The 25,588-nt window shown below is 42.5% G+C and carries 14 protein-coding genes; 4 read left to right on the top strand and 10 right to left on the bottom strand.

Annotated elements, in window-relative coordinates:
- Positions 1–76 precede the first annotated feature (76 nt).
- The 6 genes from ABEB05_RS10255 to ABEB05_RS10225 form a co-directional block, all read right to left on the bottom strand.
- On the bottom strand, positions 77–1,399 hold the full coding sequence (locus ABEB05_RS10255) for a glucuronyl esterase domain-containing protein (RefSeq protein WP_265789837.1): 1,323 nt from the start codon (positions 1,397–1,399) through the stop codon (positions 77–79).
- Positions 1,392–4,712 carry a glycosyl hydrolase gene (locus tag ABEB05_RS10250; RefSeq protein ID WP_265789836.1) on the bottom strand — a complete coding sequence of 1,107 codons (3,321 nt, stop codon included), beginning with the start codon at positions 4,710–4,712 and terminating at the stop codon, positions 1,392–1,394. Before ABEB05_RS10250 ends, ABEB05_RS10255 begins: the two co-directional genes overlap by 8 nt.
- 366 nt (positions 4,713–5,078) lie before the next feature.
- Positions 5,079–6,662: a DUF6250 domain-containing protein gene (locus tag ABEB05_RS10245; RefSeq protein ID WP_265789835.1), complete on the bottom strand. Its 1,584-nt coding sequence runs from the start codon at positions 6,660–6,662 to the stop codon at positions 5,079–5,081.
- Positions 6,663–7,109: 447 nt separating this feature from the next.
- On the bottom strand, positions 7,110–9,293 hold the full coding sequence (locus ABEB05_RS10240) for a hypothetical protein (RefSeq protein ID WP_265789833.1): 2,184 nt from the start codon (positions 9,291–9,293) through the stop codon (positions 7,110–7,112).
- A gap of 242 nt (positions 9,294–9,535) precedes the next feature.
- Entirely contained in the window at positions 9,536–12,562 is a 3,027-nt protein-coding gene (locus tag ABEB05_RS10230; protein WP_265789831.1) for an alpha-L-rhamnosidase, read from the bottom strand.
- Between the two features lie 410 nt (positions 12,563–12,972).
- Positions 12,973–13,566, bottom strand: coding sequence for an RNA polymerase sigma factor (locus tag ABEB05_RS10225; protein ID WP_265789830.1), 594 nt, complete (start codon positions 13,564–13,566; stop codon positions 12,973–12,975).
- Between the two features lie 459 nt (positions 13,567–14,025).
- Between ABEB05_RS10225 and ABEB05_RS10220 the strand changes: the two genes are divergently transcribed.
- A complete protein-coding gene (locus ABEB05_RS10220) occupies positions 14,026–14,925 on the top strand; it encodes a sugar-binding transcriptional regulator (protein ID WP_345694271.1) in 900 nt (299 codons plus the stop codon).
- A 228-nt stretch (positions 14,926–15,153) separates the two neighbouring features.
- On the opposite strand, the gene ABEB05_RS10215 is transcribed toward ABEB05_RS10220, so the two are convergent.
- Complete coding sequence (locus ABEB05_RS10215; protein WP_265789826.1) at positions 15,154–16,965, bottom strand: sodium:solute symporter family protein; 1,812 nt, start codon at positions 16,963–16,965, stop codon at positions 15,154–15,156.
- Positions 16,966–17,134: 169 nt separating this feature from the next.
- Between ABEB05_RS10215 and ABEB05_RS10210 the strand changes: the two genes are divergently transcribed.
- The 3 genes from ABEB05_RS10210 to ABEB05_RS10200 all read left to right on the top strand — a co-directional run bounded on the left by ABEB05_RS10210 (position 17,135) and on the right by ABEB05_RS10200 (position 21,376).
- Complete coding sequence (locus ABEB05_RS10210) at positions 17,135–18,568, top strand: alpha-L-fucosidase (RefSeq protein WP_265789824.1); 1,434 nt, start codon at positions 17,135–17,137, stop codon at positions 18,566–18,568.
- A gap of 56 nt (positions 18,569–18,624) precedes the next feature.
- A complete protein-coding gene (locus ABEB05_RS10205; RefSeq protein WP_265789822.1) occupies positions 18,625–20,325 on the top strand; it encodes a beta-N-acetylhexosaminidase in 1,701 nt (566 codons plus the stop codon).
- Between the two features lie 184 nt (positions 20,326–20,509).
- Complete coding sequence (locus tag ABEB05_RS10200) at positions 20,510–21,376, top strand: lytic murein transglycosylase (RefSeq protein ID WP_265789820.1); 867 nt, start codon at positions 20,510–20,512, stop codon at positions 21,374–21,376.
- A 72-nt stretch (positions 21,377–21,448) separates the two neighbouring features.
- Here the strand turns inward: ABEB05_RS10200 and ABEB05_RS10195 are convergent, their stop codons facing one another.
- The 3 genes from ABEB05_RS10195 to groES all read right to left on the bottom strand — a co-directional run bounded on the left by ABEB05_RS10195 (position 21,449) and on the right by groES (position 25,518).
- Positions 21,449–23,305 carry an outer membrane protein assembly factor BamB family protein gene (locus tag ABEB05_RS10195; RefSeq protein WP_265789818.1) on the bottom strand — a complete coding sequence of 619 codons (1,857 nt, stop codon included), beginning with the start codon at positions 23,303–23,305 and terminating at the stop codon, positions 21,449–21,451.
- Between the two features lie 175 nt (positions 23,306–23,480).
- A complete protein-coding gene (gene groL, locus ABEB05_RS10190) occupies positions 23,481–25,169 on the bottom strand; it encodes a chaperonin GroEL (protein ID WP_265789816.1) in 1,689 nt (562 codons plus the stop codon).
- Positions 25,170–25,224: 55 nt separating this feature from the next.
- Entirely contained in the window at positions 25,225–25,518 is a 294-nt protein-coding gene (gene groES / locus ABEB05_RS10185; protein ID WP_265789814.1) for a co-chaperone GroES, read from the bottom strand.
- Between the last annotated feature and the right edge of the window lie 70 nt (positions 25,519–25,588).

Genomic DNA, 25,588 nt, shown 5'->3' with positions numbered 1-25,588 from the left:
AAAAAATTCGAGACTGCTGATGCCCCATATATAACATTTCAACAATTTAAGGCGGTTACTTCTTTTACATACTTATCTACAAATATTTCTGCAAAAAATTCAGGAATATATCCCAATCAGAAGGGATGGTACCATGGCCGCCATCATGCATGTAATAACTAATTGTGCCCAAAACCGGCTCCCCGGGTGAAGGCCATTGATCAGTACCCAGTCCCTGTTTACCCAATAACCGGTAAACCCGTCCGGCATCGACGGCTGCCAGAAATTCGCCCTTCGGATCAGACCATAGATCTTCATCTCCTGTTTGCAGAAGCACCGGACGAGGTGCAATAAGGGAAAGTAGCAAATTGCCGTCTACTGGGAGCTGATTGACATGTTTAGCAAACACGTGGTAGTTTGGAGCAAACTGATACGGATAGCGGGAAGGTGCCGTCAAATGAGCAACGGTCTCCCCAAAATCACGACGACTTATAGCCGCCCCTCCCTCACCTGAACAACTGGCAATGACCGCAGCAAAACGCTTATCCCGGGCAGCAGTCCATAATACGGTTTTTCCAAGTCGTGAAATACCCATCAGAGCTACCCGATCTGAATCAATATTCTTATCCTTTTCAATATAATCCATTGCCCGGCTCAGTCCCCATGCCCAGGCAGAAATAGCGCCCCACTCATCCGATTTTCGTTTTTCCTGTCCTTCTTCCCGATAAAGTCCTGTAACACCATATTTAGAACCCCCATCAAAATCCGGCTCAATATCTTCATAATAAACTGTGGCTACCCCAACGCCGTTAGAAATAAGAAGTGGAACGTCTAATTTTCCAAATGGACTATCTCCAGGAGCAGGAGCTCTTTCATTTTCCCGGTTCCATATTTGTCCGCGCTTGACACCGGGATCATCTACCCTGCTATAATTCGGAAAGAAACCTGGCATTAACAATACCGGTGCTGGGTCCATTGTATCGGCCGGTAAATAAATTAACAGATCCATTTTGGGACCTTCTTTGTCATCAGAAAAATATATTGTAACCTGTTTGCGAACAGCAGTTCCATCATATGCCGGGGTCCCATCGTCAAAAAGGTTATAATCCAAATCATCAAGAGGACCGGGTGTATGCCCATACTGGAACTCCTTGAACAGTTCAAGAATCTCTGGACGTCGTTTTTCAAACCATGTGTCAGCATTATCTACGGACTCTCCATTAGCAAGCTTTAGCGGATCGGGAAGCTGGTATTTACCTACTTTCTCCTCATCATAATTAACCGGAATCCCCGCTACTGTGTCAGGTGCCTGGCCCTTTACTGGATAAGAAACCAATACCACCAAAAGAAGAGTTAACGGAGCATAAAAGCACTTACACTGCTTCCTGCATATTTCAGATACAATCCCTGATTTATTCATAATCTTGTTGGTTTTTTGTTGTCAAAACCTTAATTGTGACGGGTCCAAGCAGTCCAGAATCTTTCAGGGTACGTGGCGCGCCAAATCGGGGAATACTCGTAGAAAGTATTTTCTTCCCATCAGGAGCAGACTGATCTCCAATCAATCTATTTGTCCATTGGTTGGTTACGCTCACTTCCAAATTATTAGTGTCTGGTTCTAGCTCATCAGTAATATTAATCTGATACGGGGGTTTCCATAGTATGTCCAGTGGCTTACCATTAAGCGAAATTTGAGCTATATCCTTAACATTGCCAAGATCAAGTACCACTTTTCCCTCTGAATTAAGCCAGCTCGCTTGGCTCTGAAAGGACTGCTTATAAGTAGCGGTACCAGAGAAATACTTTATTCCCTCATTATCATTTTTGGTCCAAGACTCCAATTGGTCAAATTGAACTTTTTCGGGAGCCCCCAAATCAGGCGAAAAACTAACTTCCCAAGGTCCCTCTATTGTTGTAACCGATTCTATTTGGCTATCGGGAATGCTATATGAAGAATCGGAAGCTGTCCCTGAAAAAACTACGAAGACTGATTCACGTTCAGATAAATTTAGGGGAATGGTCGTAAAGCTACTCGACATCCGGTACTCTGCAGGCTCGATTGTTCCTTCATCGGGATGCCAGATCTCTGCCTTCTTGCCACTTACACGGAACCGAACATTTACCTCCTGGGAATGATCATTGCTATTGGACACATAGTAAATATCTGAATTGCCTACACGACGGTGAATCCATTCCAGGCTTGAGTTAATAAGTTGATCGTATGCAACATCCTTCTGGACCTCAATCATTGGTAAAACATCGGAAAGCGAAAGTCCCCAAACAACCATTCCCTCTCCATAATAGTTTATCGTTCGGTTGATACCATCAAGGTCCCCCCAGATTTCGGCAGCAAGTTCCTGTACTTCGTGATCCGTATCCGGATATCCCTTCAGGCTTGGTGATTTTTCTGGTTTGGGTCCGAGAACTGTTGCGCCCTTCTCAGCTAACTCACGAATTTTTCGAATTACAGGCAATGTCATTTTACTTGTTTCCGGTAATACAAGCACACGGTACTTCATCCCACTTGGCAGAACAATCTGTCCGCCGGAATCAACAGACATATAATTGAGCAGGATATCTGTATTGACATAGTCATAATCGTATCCATCAGGTAACTTCGGTGTAAGCCCATCCCCCCAGAAAGGCATTGTTGAAGGGGCTCCTTCTTTCAACAGATAAGCTACATCTGCTATATATTGCCCCTGTTGCAACATAAATGATATTCTGCTCAAATATGAAGTAAAAGGTTCTGCCAGCTCTGCCCAAGTTATGTTTCGATTTATATGCGTCCCTACCATAGTATTTCCGGGCTTTGTGTCCAGGGGTTGCAGGGCAGTACTGTGGAAGACAATACGATTTACGCCCTGGGCAAACCAATAATCGGCCACTTTTTTCAGTGTATAAGGAGCCTCATAATCCCCTCCCGTAAAAGATTCTGTGGCCACATAGGGTTTACCATATACATGAGCGGCCGATGCCGCACCCCGCACATCAACATAGTACATAGAGCGGGGATGAAGATCATTTACCCAGAACTCCCCCATCGGGATGTCAACATTCTTCTTGGTCAGCAGGGCATCTTCCAGAATTTCCAACGATACACCCGAGGCCTCTCCATACGTCTTTAATCCCCGTTGATTCAAATAATCCGTTACCACACCATAGAAATTTTCGGCAAACATATCTGCCAGTGTACGCCTGAAATCCCAGAGAAACCGGTCACTTATTTCCGAACTTTCCACGACATGACCTGCTAATACCGGTAAGTAGGGCCTTGGATCATATCCGCACCGTTTCTGAAACGCCTCTATCATACCTCCCGTCCAGTTTTGCATTCCAGCTTCCCAGCTGTCTAAAGTCACATGGTTCAAACTATTCCCAAAAAGCGAGCCCAAAGTATCAGCAATAGGATCTAAATAACCATGAAGATAGCTTTTGACATACTGCGGATTTAACTTATCCACTTCGTAACCCGAACCATTGGGACGGGGAGGTCTGTTTCTTGCACCTGTTAGAGAATATCCCATCCGTAAAATCGTCCAGTTACCTTCAGGTACCTGCCATTCCAGCCTGCCATTGTCATCAACTCTGGACGTCAGATTAATAATGTCTGATTGTTTGATAACTGCTGATGAATCAAATGACGGGATTGAAGAAGATTTATAGTCGAACAGAAACCGGTAGTAACCGGCTTTATCCTCAAAACGATTAACGTAAGCATCTGAACTTAGCCTGACCTCTGTAAGCGCATAGGCACTATCAGGCTTTGGTTTCGGCTGAGACATTACTTCTTCAGGGCTCATAGATGCTCCCGTAATTTCGACTCTAAAGTACCGCGCCGTTGTCTCAGGAAAAGAATATGTTTGTACATTACCGGCACGATAATTTTGGGGTCCCGGAAGCATTGCTATGGTATGATAACTACTACCATTGTCACTGGCCTCAACACGACCAAAGGGGACCCCCTCTCGGGCGGAAATTGTAATGGCGCGGGCTCTAAAAGGTTGAGCGAACTCAAATTCTATCCACGCCGTACTGTCTCCTTCAGGTGTAGTAATAATGACGGCACTATTGTAATCGTGATCCATCAGCGCTTTGCCGTCTATCGGACCTGTATTTGCAGAAACTTCCGGATGGGTTTCCTTCAGTTTTGTTTCAGTCGAGGATGTGCGGTAGGCAAAGGTCGCAATATTCTGATAATACGTTTCTTCCTGGCTTCCACCCGGCGACATATTTTGAAAGGGACCATTATTAGAGGGGGGAGCCGGCAATTTGGTATTGAATAGCTGGGAGCCTGTTATACTGGTATCACTCCAAACCACTTTCTTCATCGCCTCCTTGGGCTTAACCCAAGGACCCCCGGCAAGGCTCCATCCCGGGGAACTAAATATAGACATTTCTAATCCTAACTCAGCGGCTTTTGATGCAGCAAAACGCACATGATCAAGCCATTCCGGGCTTCCGTAGGGTACCTTTTGTTCAATGCTTTGTCCTGTCCCAAAACCTAAGTCGGCTAACTGAACCCCTTGAATACCCACCCGCTTCATCCACTCTAAATCTTTTTCAATACCCTCGCGATTTATATTCCCATTCGTCCAATGCCAAAAGGTTCGTGGCTGGGCTGATTGTGGTGGATCTTTAAATTCTTTTTTAAGTAATTCAACCGAATCCTGAGCAAGTCCAACACTGCCCATCATAAGCATAACCAAAATAGTTATACAACTTATGGCCATATATTTGCCCATTTTAAACCAGTTATGCATGATTAATAGTTTTATAGATTCCTAAATGTAAAAGGGGCTTATAAATCCTAAACCCTGTAGTTATTTGCTTTAATCCTAATGCGATTCATTCCTTCCATAATCAGTTAATTAACCTACCCTATCTTGCTAGACCTCACTCATATTCATTTTCATCCGGATACAAGGGTACTCACTTAATATCTAGATTTGCATACCTGCTCAAACATAATAGAGACATACAGATTCCGTTCCTACTTGTTAAAATTTATTAGAAACGGACTGAATAAACCAGCCAATGATATTTAGTTTCCAATCCCGGTTTTTTTAACTTTAGTTTTGTTGGGTCCAATATTCTATTTACTCGACTGATTCAAGACGACAAACCCTAAAATCAGAATAAATATGATGGGTATTTACCAGGCGAAAGCCAAACCATCCTTCATTATATGATGGAAAACGTTCCGGGGTATAAACCACCTGTTCCTGTGTGCCATCCGGCCGGAAAACGGTTACAGTGTCTCCTTCCTGTATTTCATAGTATACATTCCCATCTACGATATATTGAATTACATCGTCATAAGTAACTAGTTGAATAGTATGGGTGTGGTCCGGCCGGATCAGAAACTTTTTGCGGCCATCTCTTTCCGATAAAGCGATATGTTCAACCGGTTCCCCGTTGCGAATGCGCGGGTATCGCCTGAAGCGGGTAGTGGTATTATCTCTGCCTCCCATACTTGCGTAATATCCCTGTTGTTTATGATAGGAACTGAATGCTCCTGTGTACTTATCGGGATTAAAAATATCGTCTGGGACATTCGGATCAGATGCATGCCAAAACGTATTGATATCCCGCACTACTATTCCCAATTCCTCCACATAGGTTGAGGGGGCTTTCACTTTATATGTAATAGCCACATTACCACTGAACTTATTTCGGTTCCAAATAGTTGCGCCCCGACCGGGCACTACCACCTCAAGAAAACCATTCCAGAAATCTATGCGTGGTTCTGTCTGCGCATCGGTTTCTTCAACTTGCGGTACCCATTCATCTGGGTTTGTAAAATCGTCACGATATAAAAGTTCCCCAACTTCAAAGCGTCCTTCGCCGTATCCGGTCACGACCGGGCCGTTCATCTCTTTGGTATCTTTATTTCGCATTTCTACAGTTTCCGCTTTTTTAGAAAACCAAGGCTCAACCGGATTTTGTTCTAGCCCTTTTAAAGTCGCGACAACCATTTCTGCACTAAACTCAGCTCCTTCCCGTGTTGTATGCACGTTGTCATCAACAAAAAAGTCCTGAACTTTATCCCGTCCTACTTTTTCATATTCGCGAGCTATTATTTTATTTAAATCGAGGAAGCGAACTCCTTCAGTCACCGCCACTTGTTCCGCCCATTTCGCAAATTGGTCTTCTTTATCTATCACTTTCCCATTAGTGGGCACCAGCGAACAGATGATTGGCGTAGCTCCCTTGTTCTTAATGTCTGAAATATAGGTTCTTAAATAAGAACCATAGGTATATACGGTTTCTACCTTTTTGGTTAACTTATTAAAGATATCCTTTTTTTCTTCACCAATACCATCGAGAACTCCTCTTGCACGACTTGTGTCGTTAATGGGACTGGCATCGTTATGTCCAAATTGAATTAGCACTACATCTCCGGGTTTTAACAACTCTTTTTGTTGACTCCAGTATCCCTGAGTAATATATGTTCGGCTGCTACGCCCTCCTAATGCTCGATTTACTACATTTACTCTGTCAGTATCAAAATAAGAGGACAAAACGCTTCCCCATCCCCATTGTCCATTTGCCCCGTCACCAGATCCGTTTCGAACAGTTGAATCCCCAATCAAATAGAGGGACGGTAATTCGGAATTTGTTGGAACAGGAAGCTGGATATTTCTTTCATTAGCGTTTTGCGCCTCGACCGAATTAGCCATAAACAGGCTGATTGTAAGGAGTATCCCTCCAAAATACATCAAGTATCTATTCACATGATTCATAAATGTTATCAACTGTAACGTTAAAGTTCATTTAAAAACTATATACACATTAGATCCTGAGTTCACCACATAACAGCACCCCATACCGGGTATTCCTATCAGGAATGAGGTGCTTATTTGCTACTCAACTTTATAAGTAGCAAACTGGTATTTATTTAGCTATCTGAAACTATCTTTTTGAGAGACATCCAAAATATTGTACATACTCCTTTTTATTGAGACTCTAATCACAAGTTCTATCAGAAATAAATACCAGGTCTGTCCAGTCTATACTCAACAAGGATCATAACTGGTATATAACTTTCCCACCACGGAAAAGATGTGAACGAGTTATCTGTCTCTTAGAAATTAAAAAATGGAGCTAAACTGCCAGTGAAAGAAGACTTACTGCATTTTTCGCAGGCCTTCCCACTTGATATCCCATTTCCCATTATCAGGGAAACCAGGGGTATCAATATCAGGACCATCCTCCCATCCGGCCGCCATCATGGCCACCGCCGTTAGCAGTCCGCCATTGCCCGGCAAATAAAGTCTGAGACGTTCATCCTGATAATTATGGCCATTTTTTAAGTACGTATTCTTTTGAACATCCATAAAAAGTGCGTCCACCGCTTTTTCCGGCATATTGAGCCTTGCGGCAGCCATTGCCATCATGGGATAATCCCACCCCCAGGTACTTTCCCATATCCAATGGTTTTCAATTTCATTGAAAGTATTTTTCATGATCTGCTCATCCACTAATTCTGCCGAGGGAATTAGTCCATACGCTCCCACCACCATTGGATGGTCATGACGGTATTTGTCGTTTGTATAGGCATCCGGAGTAAGGGCATTTGGAAGATATAAATTGTCCTTTTTGGGCAACGGGGCAAGGTTATTCGCAACTTCTTGCCATTTTTTATTGATCGGCAGGTCTAATCGCTCTTTCCATTTTTGGGCAACAGAGAGTCCATAATGCCAATATGCGAGCTCAAAAGGAGGGTTTTTCGTATTCATCGTTTCAAACAGTTCTTGGGCAGGTTTAATGGGACGCGTCAGATGGTAATGGCCATCCGTTGAATCGTAGGTTGCAAAAGAAGCCATAAATTCGGCAGTCTCGAAGACCCGTTCCTTATATTCATCTAAAACTTTCTGTGTAGGATTTTGACGATAAATCTCCTCTGCAAAATATATGGGATGAGGCTGCTGCCAAACTAATACCTCTCCTACACCCGAGGGACTTTTCCTACCGCCCGGACCGGTCATCTTCTGCCACCGTACTCCCTCATAACCCTGCCACTGGGCGGTTTTCCGTGCCCCTGACATTGCTTTGCTATACCAATCTAAACTATTTTCCAGTAAATGAGTGCGATCCCAGAGAGAATAATGCACCCCATGCCACCAGTGCATTTCTAAGTGAAATTTTCCGTACCAGCTATTCATGGTTAAACCGGTCTCTTGCGGGGGAAGAGAACCGCTCGTCTGGATCTTCGTTAGGTATTGGGACAGTACGACCCTTCGCTCCAGCTCATTGGCCCTGGGATCGGTGGAACCGGAGAAATCTATTGCTCCTCCTTCCGACCAAAATTTCTCCCATTGCTGCTGGCTGTTTTGGCGGGTTGCCTCAAATCCATCCGGAGCCTCTTCAAATTTTTCTTGGCGAAATAATACGCTGAATACAAAAGTATCTTCACCCGCATCCGGCGTCAAATGAAATAAATGCTTTTCCTCTTCATTTATTTGCGCCTTAGCTTCCCAACTGACATCAGTTACATAGCTCGTTGTATCCAGTTTTCTCTGAAGAAAAACCCTGTTTTCAGATTTGTTTGTTAACAGCGTCTCATGCTTTTCCGGTTTACTCCAATCATACCCAGGACATACATGGCAGTCACTTCCATAGGGAAATCTAAATTTCACCTTCAGGCGTTCTTCTTCGATGAGCGGGGAATGAATACGTACGGATATCTGATCCCTGTCCTGATGCCCGTATAGCTCCACCTCTACCGGCTCCCCATCAACCGTATATCGGCTGTGTATTTTACCTGTCCACAGATTCAGTTTCTGATCGACATTTTTTATATCTGATATAGCTGCTTCTTCGCCATTTTCCTTAAGCAGTACTAGTCCCACAATTCCTAAATGAAGCCGCTGCGGATTAGTTCTCAGCCAGTGCGTGGCCTCCGCTGCTCTTCCGGTATCGTGTTGGGTAGCATAGGGTACCTCCCGGCCATCATCAGTGGTGTAATACTCAGCCACATCTTCCATTGTATAGTTCCCGGTATTAGGGAAGCTGTGCCAGCCCCATTGAGATTGGGTCCCCAACGACATTCCATTCTCATAGAACTCTGGGAAAGATTGCAATCCAGTAGCTCCCACGGTAAAAGCAAATTCTCCATTTCCAACGGAGAGGGAGTTCAAAGAATCAAACTCAGTAATTTCTACATTATGACGGTTAACCAACGCATGCCGGTCAATGGATTCCTGGGCACCTGCCGTATTCCAGAGGCCCAAAATAAAACACATTGATAAAACCGGAATAAGGAATCCCAGTTTAATGAAAAAAACTATTTTCTTACTTGTAATATTCATAATCCTATATTTGATCTTTTTTATAGAGTGGCAAAAGAAATTCTTTCTCCTGCTATTCATTTTGTTCAATCTTGAACACAAAGCCGGATGAGGTTTTATATTTCCCTCCCTGTGTAGCCAGGAAAAGATGCGTCGGTTTCCCATTATTTATCAACAGCTGGGGGCCTTTTAAATCTGCCGTATTTGGATAAATGATCGGGTGGTGGCGGCTGTTGTTTGCAGAAATATTTTCTTATCCATAATCACTGGTTTAAATTGCTCAGCATTTGATCTATAGCTTGCAGGTTTTCGTTTGATATACTGAATTGCCCGGGTAGACTCTGCGCCGCTCGCTCAAGAGGATATCCCATTACCTGACTCAACCAGGGAGAGTCCATTAATTCTGGCAGCTCTTCATTTAATATCTGCCTGGCATCCTTATCGGCAATTAATGCGGCAAGCTTATGGTCTATAGCTAAGTCTTTTTCTTCACCGCTTTTATTATTTGTATCACTATTTCCCGATTTCTTTTCCAGGTGTTGCCAGCCATAAATAAAGTGATAAGTACCGGACCCGATTTTTACTTCAACATTATCTCCTTTCTTTTCTATCCCGTGTATTCCTTCCGTATCTGTTAAATCCTTACCTCCTTCAGTAATACTATCTGGCGTTGTATTGAGAAAAGTGACCGTTGCTCGCGTGTTAGCAGGAATGGTAACGGTATGAAAGAATTGGTCTCCATCAATCGTCCAATCCGATTCCACCCTTCCATACATTGTATTTAAAAGACTTCGTGCATGGGTCAAATTTCCACCTATTTGTGGTGCAATGGTAATCTTTTTATAACCTGGAGCTTCAGCTTTAATACCAGCTACATTTTTATGAAGCCACTCGCCAATAGCACCATAGGCATAATGGTTAAAGGAGTTCATTCCCGGATTTTGAAAACTACTGTCCGGCTTTATGCCGTCCCAACGCTCCCAAATAGTAGTTGCATCTATTGTTACCGGATAAAGCCATGAGGGATACTCTTTACGGTTCAGTAATTTATAAGCCTCTTTGTCATGTCCGTATTCACTGAGAATAGGATTCAAATGTGGCGTCCCTAAAAATCCGGTCGTAAGATGCCCGCGTTCATTAATATCTTCGACTAAATGCCCTACTGCATCCTGCTCCAAACTATCGGGTAGAAGTCCAAATTTCAGGGCTAATAAATAAGCAGTCTGGGTATTTGACATTACCCTACCACTCGCTGTTATATACTCTCTTTGGAACGCTTTTTTAACCTGTTCCAACAGATTTGCGTATTCTTTAGCATCTTCATTGTTACCAAGAATTTCTGCCGTACGGTGAAGTAAATCCGTAGAACGGGCGAAATAGGCTGTTGAAATTAATTCTTTATCGGTATAGGCCCCTGGATAATCAGATGCATCACTGTTAAAGGAGAGCCAGTCGCCAAAAGTAAAAGTATTGTCCCATAAATAGGTAGTCTCATCACTTTGGGCTTCCTCTCTCATAAACTCAACCCATTCCTTCATGCTTTCATACTGGGTTTCCAGGATGCGTTTATCGCCATAGGACTGATACATTGTCCAGGGAACAATCACACCGGCATCAGCCCAGCCGGCAGCACCAGCCCAATCCTCTCCCAGCACGTTGGGCACCACGTGTGGAATACTTCCATTACTTAATTGGTCGGCCTTTAAATCGCGCAGCCATTTGGTTAAAAATCCGGCAGCATCCATATTTAAACAGGCTGTTCCGGCAAAAACCTGAATATCGCCGGTCCATCCTAATCGTTCATCCCGTTGCGGGCAATCTGTGGGGACATCCAGGAAATTACCTTTTTGGCCCCAAACAATATTATGCTGTAATTGATTTATTAGGGGATTAGAGCTTTCAAAATGCCCTGTAGGCTCCATATCAGAATGAATAACCACACCCGTTACGCCATCTTTGGTAAGTTCACCCGGATATCCTTCTACTTTTACATATCGAAACCCCTGAAACGTAAATCTCGGCTCCCATACTTCTTCGCCTTCACCCTTTAATGTGTAGGTATTAATTTGGTTAGCAGCGCGAAGATTTTCAGTATAAAAATTTCCGTCTTTGTCCAGCACCTCGGCATGCTCCATAGTTACTTTCGTACCTGCTGATCCCGACACCTTCAACCGTATCCAACCAACCATATTTTGTCCCATATCCACAACGGTATCTCCTTCGGGAGTCCTCAGAATTTCAACCGGACGTAACTCCTGAATTTTGCGAACGGGAGGACCCTCAGGTGCTACGAGTTGTTCTTTACTTTCAGAATCAGAAACAACACGAACCCCAATCCAATTACGGTCATCATAACCGGGATTTGCCCATCCCTCCTTTTCAAGGCGGGCGTCATAAGCCTCCCCATTATAGATATCCGACTTTAATATGGGACCCGTAGTGGCTTTCCAGGAATCATCAGTACCAAAAGTTTCTGTTGTGCCATCCTCATAGGTAATCTTTATCTGGGCTAATAAGGCAAGGTTTTCTCCATAATAATTCCGCTGATTGTTAAATCCGATATAACCGCGATACCATCCATCCCCCAGCATAACTCCAATGGCATTATCGCCAGACTGTAAGTATTCAGTAACATCATATGTTTGATACTGCAGCCGGTTATTATAGCTTGTCCACCCCGGGGTGAAGACCTGATCGCCTACTTTTTCACCATTTATCTCCATCTCATACAATCCGTGAGCCGTCACATAGGCCCGGGCTTCTTTAATTGCTTTAGGAACAGAAAACTCCGTCCGCAACATGGGCACAGGCTGAGGTTCAGAGGAATCCTGATCTAATCCCGGCTCAATCCAATCAAACTGCCAATCATCAGTATTTAAAAGTCCCATTTCCCAAAAGGAGGTATTACTCCATTCTGATACTCCATCATTTTGATTCCATACCCGAACCCTCCAGTAATACCGCTGGCCTGATTCAAGATCCGGTCCCTCATATACATTGTGAATAGAGGACTCAGACTCAACTCTACCCGTGTCCCAGATGATATTTCCACTGGAAAAGTCATTTTCTCCTTTTGCTACCTGGATTTGATAGGCAGCTTGCAAGGTATTTCGCTCACTATTCTTAAGCTTCCAGGCTAACCGTGGATTGGCTTGATCTATCCCAATAGGATTTTCAAAATATTCTGTTTGTAAATTTGTAACACTTAATTCCCCATCATTACCAGCAGAACAAACAGGTGATGAAATTCCAACTATAATTATGAGAATTAATATTAAATATTTTTTCATACACCAACTGTTTATGAATTATGTTTAATATTAAAATTGCAGAAGAATAAGTATCCCTGGCAGACTCTAACTTGTATAATTTATACCGTTATTAAAATATATATGGTATATCTTTTCCATATTTAAAATATTCTTGTCTCAAATCCCACCAGTTTTACAAAAAAAAATAAAAAATGCCAGGGCTGCCCTCAGACACACAACAAGAGCAACACCTGGCATATAACCTATAACCAAGGGGATAGGGTTATAGTATCTTCTTTTAAAATCATCTTAACTCAATCAAACTGCTTCCTGCCTAGTTTTATAGCCCAACTCTATTTATAAAGAGGAGGCCAGACGGTAATCCTACTGCTAAAAAAATGAATAAATCTTATTTCTCCTTTTCACACCGCATTCTCAAATATATCGATTTACCTTAGCTGTACCTGTTCCTGCATCTTACTAATGGCAGTTGACACATGGTTATATACACTCTGTCTGTTAATATTCATTACCTGCGAAATTTCCTTATTTGACAAGCCATCAAAATATTTGAGAGAGATGGCTTCCTTCTGGCGCTGACTAAGCGATTGCATTGCATTTTTCAATTGCTCCTTGCGCTCTTGGCCAGCTTCAAGATGGATCATCATCTTTTCTATGTTCCCGGCCTCTTGCAGTTGGTAGTCCTTATAATCATGATTTCTTTGGGTACGATTCCTCTGTTTTTCCAGCCGCCGAAAAATGATTCTCCTTAGAGAGGCAAAAAGATAAGAGCGGACTGATTTGGCCTCATTTATATCCGTTCTTTTCTTCCAAAGAATTAAAAAAAGTTCCTGTATAGCGTCCTCAACAAAGCCTGATCTTGGAATTATCTTATAGCCATAATTGAAAAGCCAGGAATAAGAAACGCAATATAGATGGGATAATGCTTCGGTATTGCCCTCCCGAATTCCATACCAGTAATCTTCTAAATCGCTTCTGTTCTTGCTACTACTATACAGTGATCTTGTAACTTCTCCAATCATATCAAATCCCCATTTTCAGTAGGTGAATCAAGTTGTAATGAACAATCTATCCCTGGCAATCTACTTGAGCTACAATTCTCAAAAAGCGTTTATTGAACATTTGTTCACTTATGAATATTTGTTCTTTTCTTAATTTACAATTTTATTTTTTAATGTCAACTAAACTTTTTTTAATTGTTATTTCTTATTTTGAATATCTTTTGCCTTTGAATATTTAACCAAGAATTGCATTTAAGTATTACGACTATCCTCCTTTCTAATAGATCAGTAGCTAAAATCATGAAACAAAAATTCATTAAGCTTTAAATTTCTGTTTTGCCAAGCTTTACTTATTTTGCAAACAGTGGTAGCGGGCACTAAAAGACATTTACGTATTATGATATCAAGTAAGGCTAAATTTTGTATATGCTAAGAGCTAATAAATCCATTGAGAACCGCCTTCTAAGCAAAGTGAGCTCAATGTACTATGAGCAGAAATATAATCAGCAAGAAATTGCTAACCGCTTACATCTGTCTCGGCCAAAAGTATCCCGCCTACTAAAACAAGCCAGAGAGATTGGAATCGTACAAATATCCGTACTCTCACCTAACAATAGCTTTGTAGAATTGGAAAACGCTTTAGAGGATACCTATCATCTACAAGAAGCGTTAATTGTTGATTCCGAAGAGGAAATTTCCGACAAAATAATCAAAAAACAGATTGGGTCTGCTGCCGCAGATTATTTGCATCGGACCATATCGGAAGGTGAAACCATTGGTGTAACCTGGGGAACGACCCTCCAGGCCATGGTTGATGCCATGCCTTCAAAACAAGTGGATAATACGCACGTCGTACAAGCCCTTGGGGGCGTAGGTCCTCCGGAAGCAAAGGCACATGCAACGGATATTTCCCGGAGGCTTTCTCAGCTCTTAAAGAGCAAACTTACGCTCCTACCGGCCCCGGGAATTGTAGATAGTAAAGAAGCCAAACAGGTGCTCCTTGCCGACCGAAAAGTCAAAGGTGCGCTTGATCTATTTTCAACCATTGATACACTTTACGTTGGTATCGGAGCACTCAAAACGAACCCGGTACTTGACCGGGACCACGAAGAACTACCTCCCAAACTATACGAAAAAATTACTCATTCCGATGCCGTAGGCGATATTGCCTTACGATTTTTCGATAAAAACGGTAAGGAGATCGATTCGCCACTCAAAGAGCTGGTTATTGGAATATCAATAGAAGAACTGAAAAAAATAAAAACAGTTGTAGGAATAGCAGGCGGATCCCAGAAAGTAGATGTAATCCATGGGGCTCTCAAAAACAACCTTATTGATGTACTCATTACCGATCAGCAAACGGCCCAAAAGCTTGTCTAGATCATGATCACCGAATTAAAAATATTCTCACTAACGGATCCAATACATTCTTAAAAACTCCAGTTCAATAACTGTATCTGTACGCTCTAAGTACTCTTCATCCAAATAAAGGAACATCCCTTCTTCAATCTGCTTTTATTCGATCAATTCGCCGTTCGAAAAGAATTTCGCGTATCACATTTTGGAAGGAAACTAATCCAAACCATCTGTATAAGGAATCATTATCAGCTACTCATACAAGTCATCGGGATTCATATTGATAAGCTTTCGCCAAGCCTTAAAAAGCATCATAGAAGCAACTATAGAAACCACTGTAATAAAGCCTGCAAGAATCCAATTGCCGTAAATCCAATAACCGGTAGCGAAAAGCGTTCCATAAACAGCGACACAGGCTAAAACCATACAGAAAATTCCCTGTGGTACACGCCATGCTTCATCCTTATATTTTTTGACCTTTTTACCTTCGTTCTCCGCCATATTTAATACTCTCTCCCATCCGGGTCCGCCGGGTCGTGCTATCTCATAGAAACGAAAGAGTGTTTCCTTGGAAGTAGGACGAATCATATAAGTGGCCGAAACCCAACCAATCGTCGTTATAATAACTCCAATGACAATTTCCTGCCAGCCCGTCAATTCTGGAAGTCCGGTATGGACATGAAAAAATTGAAAATACATAGCAATAACAAAGGAGATAACCATCGCTGCAATTTCGCTACCGGCATTAATGCGCCACCAGAACCATCGCAGAATAAAGAGCAATCCGGTTCCTGCCCCAATCTGGAGAAGAATCTGAAAACTATCCAATGCATTCTGCATTGCCAGAGCTAAAAATCCGGCCACAATCATTAAGAAGACTGTGGAAAGTCGCCCCACCATTACCAATTCTTTCTCTGAACTTTCGGGTCGGATAAATCGCTGATAAAAATCATTTACTAAATAAGACGATCCCCAGTTGAGATGTGTGGATATTGTTGACATATAGGCCGCTGTCAGTGAAGCCACCACAACGCCCAGCCAACCGGTAGGGATAAAGGTCAGCATAGCGGCATAGCCCATATCATCATCCGCTACCGATGCCGCATCCGGGAAAGCTTCCTTCATAGCAGCCACATCCGGGAAAACGATAATTGAGCAAAGTCCAACAATAATCCAGGGCCAGGGACGCAAAGCATAATGAGCAGCGTTAAAAAAGAAAACAGCCGCAATGGAATTATTTTCGTCTTTGGCCGCAAACATACGCTGAGCAATATAACCGCCGCCGCCCGGCTCCGCACCTGGGTAGTATACGCTCCACCACTGAACAGCTAGTGGAATAATAAAAATCCCTATTGCCTGAGAAGGATCGGAAAAGTCGGGTAAGATATTGAGCTTACTTACCACATCTTTGTGTTGAAGGAGGCCTTCAAAACCACCCACATCAGGATGATTAAGAGCCACATAAGCAGCGATGAAACTTCCCCCTATAGCTAGGAAAAACTGGAAAAGGTCCGTTAGTAAAACCCCCCGCAGACCACCAAGCGAACTATATATCACAGTTACCGCTCCCGTAATAACAACTGTTTCCACGGGCGAAAGCCCCATTAGCACCCCAGCAATTTTAATGGCAGCCAGTGAAACCGTCGCCATAATAACTACATTGAAAACAAACCCGAGATATACAGCTCGAAATCCCCGCAAAAAAGCCGCCATCTTACCGCTATAGCGCAACTCATAAAACTCTACATCTGTGAGCACGCCAGAACGCTTCCAAAGGTGGGCATATACAAATACCGTAAGCATACCCGTAAGCAAAAAAGCCCACCAAACCCAGTTACCTGCAACGCCATCGGTCCGGACAATATTAGCGACAAGATTGGGAGTATCAGTTGAAAAAGTCGTTGCAACCATTGAAATACCCAGTAGCCACCACGGCATATTTTTACCGGCTGCAAAGTATTGAGTTGAATTTTTCCCTGCCTTCCGGGCTACATAGATACCAATCACTAATGAAAAGAGCATATACGCTCCAATCATTACCCAATCAATAGTTGCAAGTTCCATAGTTAAACAATCTGTAAAAAATCCCTTTAAGATTACTGATTTTAAAATCCGAACTTCAAAAACAAACGTATTTTTTTAATCAAAACCAACTCCCTATTTGCAAACTTCTGCAAATTCAGTATTATAAATAGCCAATAATAAAACAATTCCTCAAATTATTGATTAGGAAATGAAAGAAAAGAGCTTTCTTTTTGTTTTTTTAACCCTATTATTCATTACAATCCTGGGATGCCAAGATGGAAATCATTCTTCCGAGTGGCCGGGTATTTCTCCGGATGAGGTAAGACCTACTACTCAACAAATTCAATACCAGCAAAAAGAAAAGGTGGCCTTTGTACACTTTGGAATCAACACCTTTACCAACCGGGAGTGGGGTACCGGAGATGAAGATCCCGAGTTGTTCGACCCTACCAATTTTGACGCCGACCAATGGGCTAAAACCCTTAGCGAGACAGGATTTGAAACGCTGATACTAACAGCAAAGCATCACGATGGTTTTTGCCTTTGGCCCAGTGAATATACCGATCATGATATCGCCAACAGTCCCTATAAAAACGGTGAAGGTGATATCGTAAAAGAAGTCTCCGAGGCCTGCAAAAAATATGGATTGGATTTTGGAATCTATCTTTCGCCCTGGGATATGCACGAGCAAAGTTATGGTACGCCCGAATACAATGAGTTCTATATGAACCAGCTCCGCGAACTTCTTACCAATTATGGCACTATTTCTGAAATCTGGTTTGACGGAGCTAAAGGAGAAGATGCAAAAGATATGGATTACGACTTTGATGAGTGGTGGTCAATGGTACGTGAATTGCAGCCCGATGCGCTTATTTTTTCGGATGAAGGTCCCGATATCCGCTGGATTGGAAACGAACACGGCTTTGCAGGACGTACCAACTGGTCAACCATTGATCGGGATTCCGTGGAGATCGGTCAGGCCGGGCAGACTGATTATCTTAACAGTGGAGAACAGGGAGGGTCCGATTGGGTAGTAGGAGAATGTGACGTCTCTATCCGTCCGGGATGGTTTTATCATCCGGAAGAAGATGACGAAGTAAAAACGGTAGCGGAGCTTACTGAAATCTATATGAAATCAGTGGGAAGGAACTGCACGCTGTTACTGAATATTCCGCCCGATACCACGGGACAATTTCACCAAACGGACACCGATCGTTTATATGCTTTCTCCGATACTCTGAACACCTTATTCGATGACAATCTGGCCCCGCAGGCTACGGTGGAAAGCAGTAGTGCAGGTGAACGATACCCCGCCGATCTGGTTATCGATGAAAGTTGGGAAAATTTCTGGATTGCTTCGGAAGAAGATGATCAGCCTTCATTGATGCTTAATTTTGATACTCCCATTACCTTTGATTTGTTGTCTCTGCAAGAGTTTATCCCGATTGGGCAACGCATATCCAGGTTCAGTGTCTCCGTGCAAAATAATGGGGGTTGGCAGAAAGTAGCTGATGAAACAACCATCGGCTATAAGCGCATTCTCCAGCTGGATGAAACAACTACCAGCGCAATTCGAATTGACCTTGAAGCGTTTTTAGCCCGACCGGCAATCACCGAAATCGGTATATACAAATCTGACTAAGCCGCTAACATTGAAGTTCATATTTTTTTAAAGGCATATCCAAAAAAACAATGACAATGAGTAACTACAACTGCTTTATAAAACGTTTACAAGTAATATTCATTCTCTTATTAGTTGGCATCTTTTCCGTTAATACCATTCACGCACAAAATAGTGACAGTATCTCCATTATTCCGGAACCAGTTTCAATGGAAGTACAGGAAGGGTCCTTTCACCTGGAGCGAAATACCGTTATTAAAGCTGACCTTTCCCAAGAAGAGATAAAAAGTATTGTCAAACAACTTAAAAAAGCCATTGATTCTGCCACTGGTTACGATCTACCTCTTGTAGGCTTAGATGCTGATCAATATCCGGAAAATATTATTTCCTTATCTATTGATAAAGAGTCTGTCGATCACAAAGAAGGATACCAATTAAGTGTAACGGATGGAGAAATCTCCCTGAAGGCATCCACATCCACTGGATTATTTTACGGGATACAATCGCTGCTGCAACTTCTGCCTGCACAGATTTATCAAACAGACTATACTTTAGTCCCCCAAGATACAGAATGGACGATCCCTGCTGTAGAAATTGAGGATTACCCGCGCTTCGCCTATCGTGGACTCCATCTGGATGTGGGACGGCATCTGTTCCCGGTTGATTTTATCAAGCGCTACATCGACCTGATTGCGATGCATAAAATGAATCGTTTCCATTGGCATCTGACGGAAGACCAGGGCTGGCGCATTGAAATCAAGCAATATCCCAAATTAACGGAAATAGGTGCCTGGAGAGATTCGACGCTTGTCGGTCACTATGGCTCGGATATTTACGACGGCGAGCGTTACGGCGGTTACTATACCCAGGATGAAGTGCGCGAGATCGTTGCTTATGCACAAAAGAAGCAGGTTACGGTAATACCCGAAATTGAACTTCCGGGTCATGCTTCGGCTGCATTAGCAGCTTATCCCGAGTTAGGATGCCTGGAAAATAAAAATTATAAAGTTCAGACAACCTGGGGAGTATTTGAAGATATTTACTGTCCCAGTGAAGAAACCTTTACCTTTCTTGAGAATGTACTCACAGAAGTTATGGAGTTATTTCCCAGCGAATACATCCATATCGGCGGAGATGAAGCCCCCAAAACGCAATGGGAAAATAGCGAGCTCGCCCAGCAGGTTATTGAACGTGAAGGACTCGAAGATGAACATGAACTTCAAAGCTATTTTATTACCCGTATTGAGGAATTTTTAAACGAGCATGGCCGACAAATTATCGGCTGGGATGAGATACTGGAAGGTGGTTTAGCTCCAAATGCAACGGTAATGAGCTGGCGCGGTATTCAAGGAGGAATCGAGGCAGCGAAACAACATCATGATGTGGTTATGACACCCGGCACCCATCTATATTTGGATCATTACCAGGCTACTCCCGATTCTGAGCCCTTGGCTATTGGTGGGTTTACCACATTAGAAAAGACATACTCCTATGAACCCATACCGGAAGAACTTACAGAGGAAGAATCTCAGTATATTTTGGGAGCCCAGGGAAATGTATGGACTGAATATATGCACTCTCCTGAAAAAGTTGAATATATGGCTTACCCTCGCGCATCGGCACTGGCAGAGGTTAACTGGTCCCCCAAAGAAAAAAGGAACTGGGAACATTTCTGGCAACGATTACAGACTCAATTCGATCGTTTTGAAATATTAGGCATTAATGCGGCAGAACATTTTCGCGGGAAGCAACCCGAACTGGAAAATCCGGAAAAATAATTCTATTATTCTATAAGAAGTATCTTGAGATTCTCATGCTATACTGATCCTCTTTCAGTATCCACAGAAAGGACTCTAGATGCTCTATATTACGTTGGTTTTAAAAGTTCCTGAATAGGGTATTCAGGATGACACAAGGTTTTGTAAAAACCTCAACAAAATACATAGGCGGGGAACAAATCATATGACAAACTTACTTACTACATTTAAAAATATTCTTTCGAGTGGGATTATTCTCCTGTTATTAGGGAATTCCAATATTGGTACAGCCCATTCTGTTCATGAGCATGGCCCTAATTCAAATACCGGAATTTCCCCAACCATTGATGATACCATCTCCGCCCACTCTAAATACAGTCAAGCCTTGACAGAACTCATTGATATTTTTCACAAAAAAGAATATCAAACATCCCATTTATTTCAGGATGAGCGTTTTGAAATCTATGGAGAAATTGATCAACGGTTTAAACGATCCGCAGAACGTAAATCTATAAATTTAGAAGAATATAAACAGATTCTGGGCTTTGAAGAAAAGAAAAGACGGGCTGTAACCTTTATGCAAGAACATTCCGACCAACTGCAAAAGGCCGAACAAGAATACGGTATTTCCAAATATGTTATTACCGCCATTATCGGTATTGAATCAGATTTTGGTCAGAATATTGGCAGTTATAACCCCTTTAACGCCTATGTATCCATGTATGCTGTGGGATATCGCGCCGATTTTGCAAAAGCCCAGCTAATTGAACTACTTGACTTTACTAAACGTCACAATATTGACGTCTTTGATCTAAAATCCAGTTATGCAGGTGCGATGTCCTCCGCCCAATTCATCCCCTACTCCTTGAATAAATGGTTTGTGGGAGACGATATTTTTGACATGGATAATAATATCATGTCGGTCGCTAACTATCTGGCACATTTTCAAAAGCGAACGAATGATCTGCGAACTTCAGTGTTACGATATAACCCCAGCGGTCTTTACGCGGACACTGTACTAGCTTTAGCGGATGAAATTAAACAGCGCCAACTGTCTACTGCTGCAAGATGATAGCCATCCAAAAAAAGAGGAGCCTTTGTATAAGCGGCTCCTCTAATGATAATGCTATTATTGAGGATGTAGTCAGTACACCTCATAGCTTTCTATTCCTCTTTCAGTAATCGTAATAAGCTGTTTAAAATTGTTCGTTGGATAATATCCTTTACTACCAAGCACTCCTCCAATATCTTTTTCCGGCGGAGTTAAGGTAAAGCTCGTAATCGGAGAAGCACCGGTAAGATTATATACATAGATATTTTCTTTCCCGGATAACAATCGCCTCATCTTGACGATAAGAAAACGATCATTTATCTCATAGCTTGTTAATCGTCCATTCGGTGACTCACTGAATAACATAGTCAAATCTCCTTTATCTACTATTGCCATACCTTTAAAACCAACTAAAACAAGCTTATCACCAGATTCGTGTATATATTTTATCTCTCCTATCTCATAGTCTTCATAAGAAGAGTCGACTAAGACGGTTCCATCGTCCAGACTGAATTTGTATAGGGATTCTCCACCTGCTGCCCAAGCTTTATTTTCTCCATATACAACATTGGTTACATGATTTTTAAAAGGTTCACTAAGCTGCCAGTTAAGTGTTCCATCTTCTTGATTAAAAGCATAAAATCCTAAATCCTTTACACCACCTAATATATTTGAAACATTCCCTGACATGGTATCAGGTAATTGGGAGGACAGACGTACGATTACGTTATTATCCCACAGTAACATATCCCGAATATCCGTGGTCTTTTCCAGTTCTATATCCCATAGTACTTCTCCTGTTGCATAGTCAAACTTCTGAATCTGCTTATCAGGCAAACCTACTGCTTTTATATTTTTGGGATTTACAGCATACAAATACTCCCCATCAAGTTGAGGAGCAGCTGTTTCAATCGTTTCCATTAAATTATAGTTGCCGGTAAAGCTGGCTAACTTAGTATTCCCTTCAAGTGATCCGTCGCGTGTACCCCAAATACGCTCGCCATCCAAAAAGTTAAATATTTCCATCGATCCACCGTTAAAATTCAAATGAACCTTGTCATTTTTGACCGCGATGCTTTTTACCTGCTCACTGCGTCCCTGATATTCCGATTTCCATGAGAGGTCCCCGGTATTCGCATCCACAAGAATAAGTTGCTTTAACTCTCGCTCCTCATTTACATTTTCGAGTACATCTCGAAGACCCGACATACTGCTTGCAATTAGGAACTCGTTGCTCTGTGGCAGGTAGTTCACTGCTGCGATACCCGTACCAACCATCGCTTCATTTTCCCACAGTACTTCTCCCGTCTCATGGTTAATTAGATAGAGTTTCTCAACCGTACGAAACAGAAACGCATCCTTTTCCGGCACTTCCTGAATCATGCTTTGAATTAACCTGGTTTGGAGGGCAACGGCCGACATACCTTTAGCTCCCAAACTACCTCCCATGAGTTCATTAATAGCGATATTCGCAATATCCTCATATTTGTCCAGATTCCAGACGTATGAAGTAGAAGACCATTTTTCTTCGCCTGTTTTGAGGTCATAACTTTGCACCTGATCTCCTTTCTCTACCTGGTTAAACAGCAGTATCGTCCCCAATTGAGGCAGTTCCTTGTGAAAATATTTGATATTCACCCGCTGACTCACTAGCAAGTCTTCTTTAACCTGTTCTTTAAAGTCACGGCTAATCTCTGAGAAAAATCCTCCCCTTTCACGGATATCGTCCACTACAATGCGCCCGTCATTCCCATCCAATAATACCATATCCTCCTTGCTCTGAACAATAAGATAATCGGATTTCGTTGATTCTGCACTGTTATAGTTTTCCCAATTCAAGTTATAGGTCCATCCCCTAGGTATTGTAGCCTCATTTGTGGATGCACAGTTTTGTAATAACAGCGCTAAACACACTAATATGATCCCTTTAAAACAGCTTCTCGTATTCATTGTCATAGTCATTTTATTCCTTGTATACATTTTAAATATCAATCAGTATTTAATACGAAAATGACTATCCAAATAGGTCATAAGAATAAAAAAGCCTCACTCCCGAAATAGAGAGTGAGGCTTTTAATAATTGCAGTGCGGTTAATCCCGCAAGGCGTTAAAAGAATGGCGCAATTTACATCATGCCACCCATTCCGCCCATGCCGCCGGGCATACCGCCGCCCATTCCGCCGGGCATACCGCCGCCGCCAGGACCGCCATTATCATCGTCATCATCACCTTTAGTAGGCTTATCAGAGATGAGGGCTTCGGTTGTCAGCATAAGACCAGCAACAGAAGCGGCATTTTCAAGTGCCGTACGTGTAACTTTTGTAGGATCGATTACACCTGCTTTGATAAGATCTTCATACTGCTCGGTTCGTGCGTTGTATCCAAAGCCGCCTTCACCTTCAAGGACTTTCTGTACAACAATTGAACCTTCAGCACCAGCGTTATTGGCAATAATTCGAAGTGGCTCTTCAAGCGCACGACGAACTATGTTAAAGCCAACTTTCTGATCAGGCACTTCAGCTTCTAACTTATCCAGTGCTTTTCGAGCACGAAGCAACGCAACGCCACCACCAGCTACAATGCCTTCTTCAACTGCGGCGCGGGTAGCGTGCAGAGCATCTTCGACACGAGCTTTTTTCTCTTTCATTTCAACTTCAGAAGCAGCGCCAATATTCAGTACGGCTACACCGCCACTGAGCTTAGCCAGACGTTCCTGAAGTTTTTCACGATCGTAATCAGAAGAAGTATTTTCAATCTGACCTTTAATCTGATTTACACGACCTTTGATGTCGTTGTCATCTCCTTTTCCACCAACAACAGTCGTATCGTCTTTGGTGATGTTTACACGGTCAGCTGTACCCAAGAAGTCGAGTGTAGCATTTTCAAGCTTATAACCACGCTCTTCGGATATAACCGTACCGCCGGTCAGGATAGCTATGTCTTCCAACATCTGCTTGCGTCGGTCACCAAATCCAGGTGCCTTAACAGCAGCAATTTTGAGAGAACCGCGGAGCTTATTAACAACCAGAGTAGCCAGTGCTTCGCCTTCAATATCTTCAGCGATAATCAACAGTGGCTTGCTAGTTTGAATGACTTTTTCCAGAATAGGAAGCAGATCTTTCATATTACTGATCTTACTGTCGAAGATCAGGATATAAGGCTCTTCCATTTCTGCAACCATATTTTCGGAATCGGTCACGAAATAAGGTGAGAGATATCCGCGGTCGAATTGCATACCCTCAACCGTTTCGAGATAGGTTTCGGTACCTTTGGCTTCTTCAACCGTAATGACACCGTCTTGGCCAACTTTTTCCATAGCATCGGCAATGTTCTGGCCAATCTCTTGATCACCGTTGGCAGAAATGGTACCAATTTGCTTGATACTTTCAAGGCTGTCACCAACAGGTTGACTGGTTTTACGAAGCTCTTCAACAATAGCTTTAACGGCAATGTCGATACCACGCTTCAATTCCATTGGATTAGCACCGGCTGTAACATTTTTCAAACCGGTTTGAATGATGGATTGTGCAAGTACCGTTGCCGTTGTTGTACCGTCACCAGCATTATCACTGGTTTTGGAAGCAACTTCCTTCACCATCTGAGCACCCATATTTTGTCGTTTGTTGGACAGCTCAATCTCTTTTGCTACAGTAACACCATCCTTTGTAACTGTTGGTGCTCCAAATGATTTTTCGATTACTACGTTTCGTCCACGCGGTCCCAAGGTGACCTTGACAGCATTTGCAAGCTTGTCAACACCCTGCTTGAGAGCATCGCGTGCTTCCATATCGTAATGAACTAGTTTTGCTGACATAGTTGTCTATTAATTTTTAAGATTTTGTAATTTAATTTTGTGTAATAGGAAATGCTTAGTCAACGATTCCAAGAATATCGGCTTCACGCATGATCAGATACTCTTCACCATCCAGGGTAATTTCCGTACCTGAATATTTTCCATAGAGCACTTTATCACCTTCTTTTACCGACATATCAATCTTGGTTCCGTTTTCTACTTTACCGGGACCTGCAGCAATAACCGTTCCTTCCTGCGGCTTTTCTTTAGCCGTATCGGGAATGATAATTCCGGAACTGGTTTTTTCTTCAGCAGGTTCTGGCTGAACCAAAACGCGATCACTTAACGGTTTGATTTTAGATTTAGCCATAAGTATGACTCCTACAATTTAAGTTAATAGTTGAAGTTGAAATTTATCATCAGCATAAAAATGCTGGTAA

Source organism: Fodinibius salicampi (assembly GCF_039545095.1).
In the GTDB taxonomy this organism is placed as follows: domain Bacteria; phylum Bacteroidota; class Rhodothermia; order Balneolales; family Balneolaceae; genus Fodinibius; species Fodinibius salicampi.
This window is presented reverse-complemented; position numbering and strand designations above follow the sequence as displayed.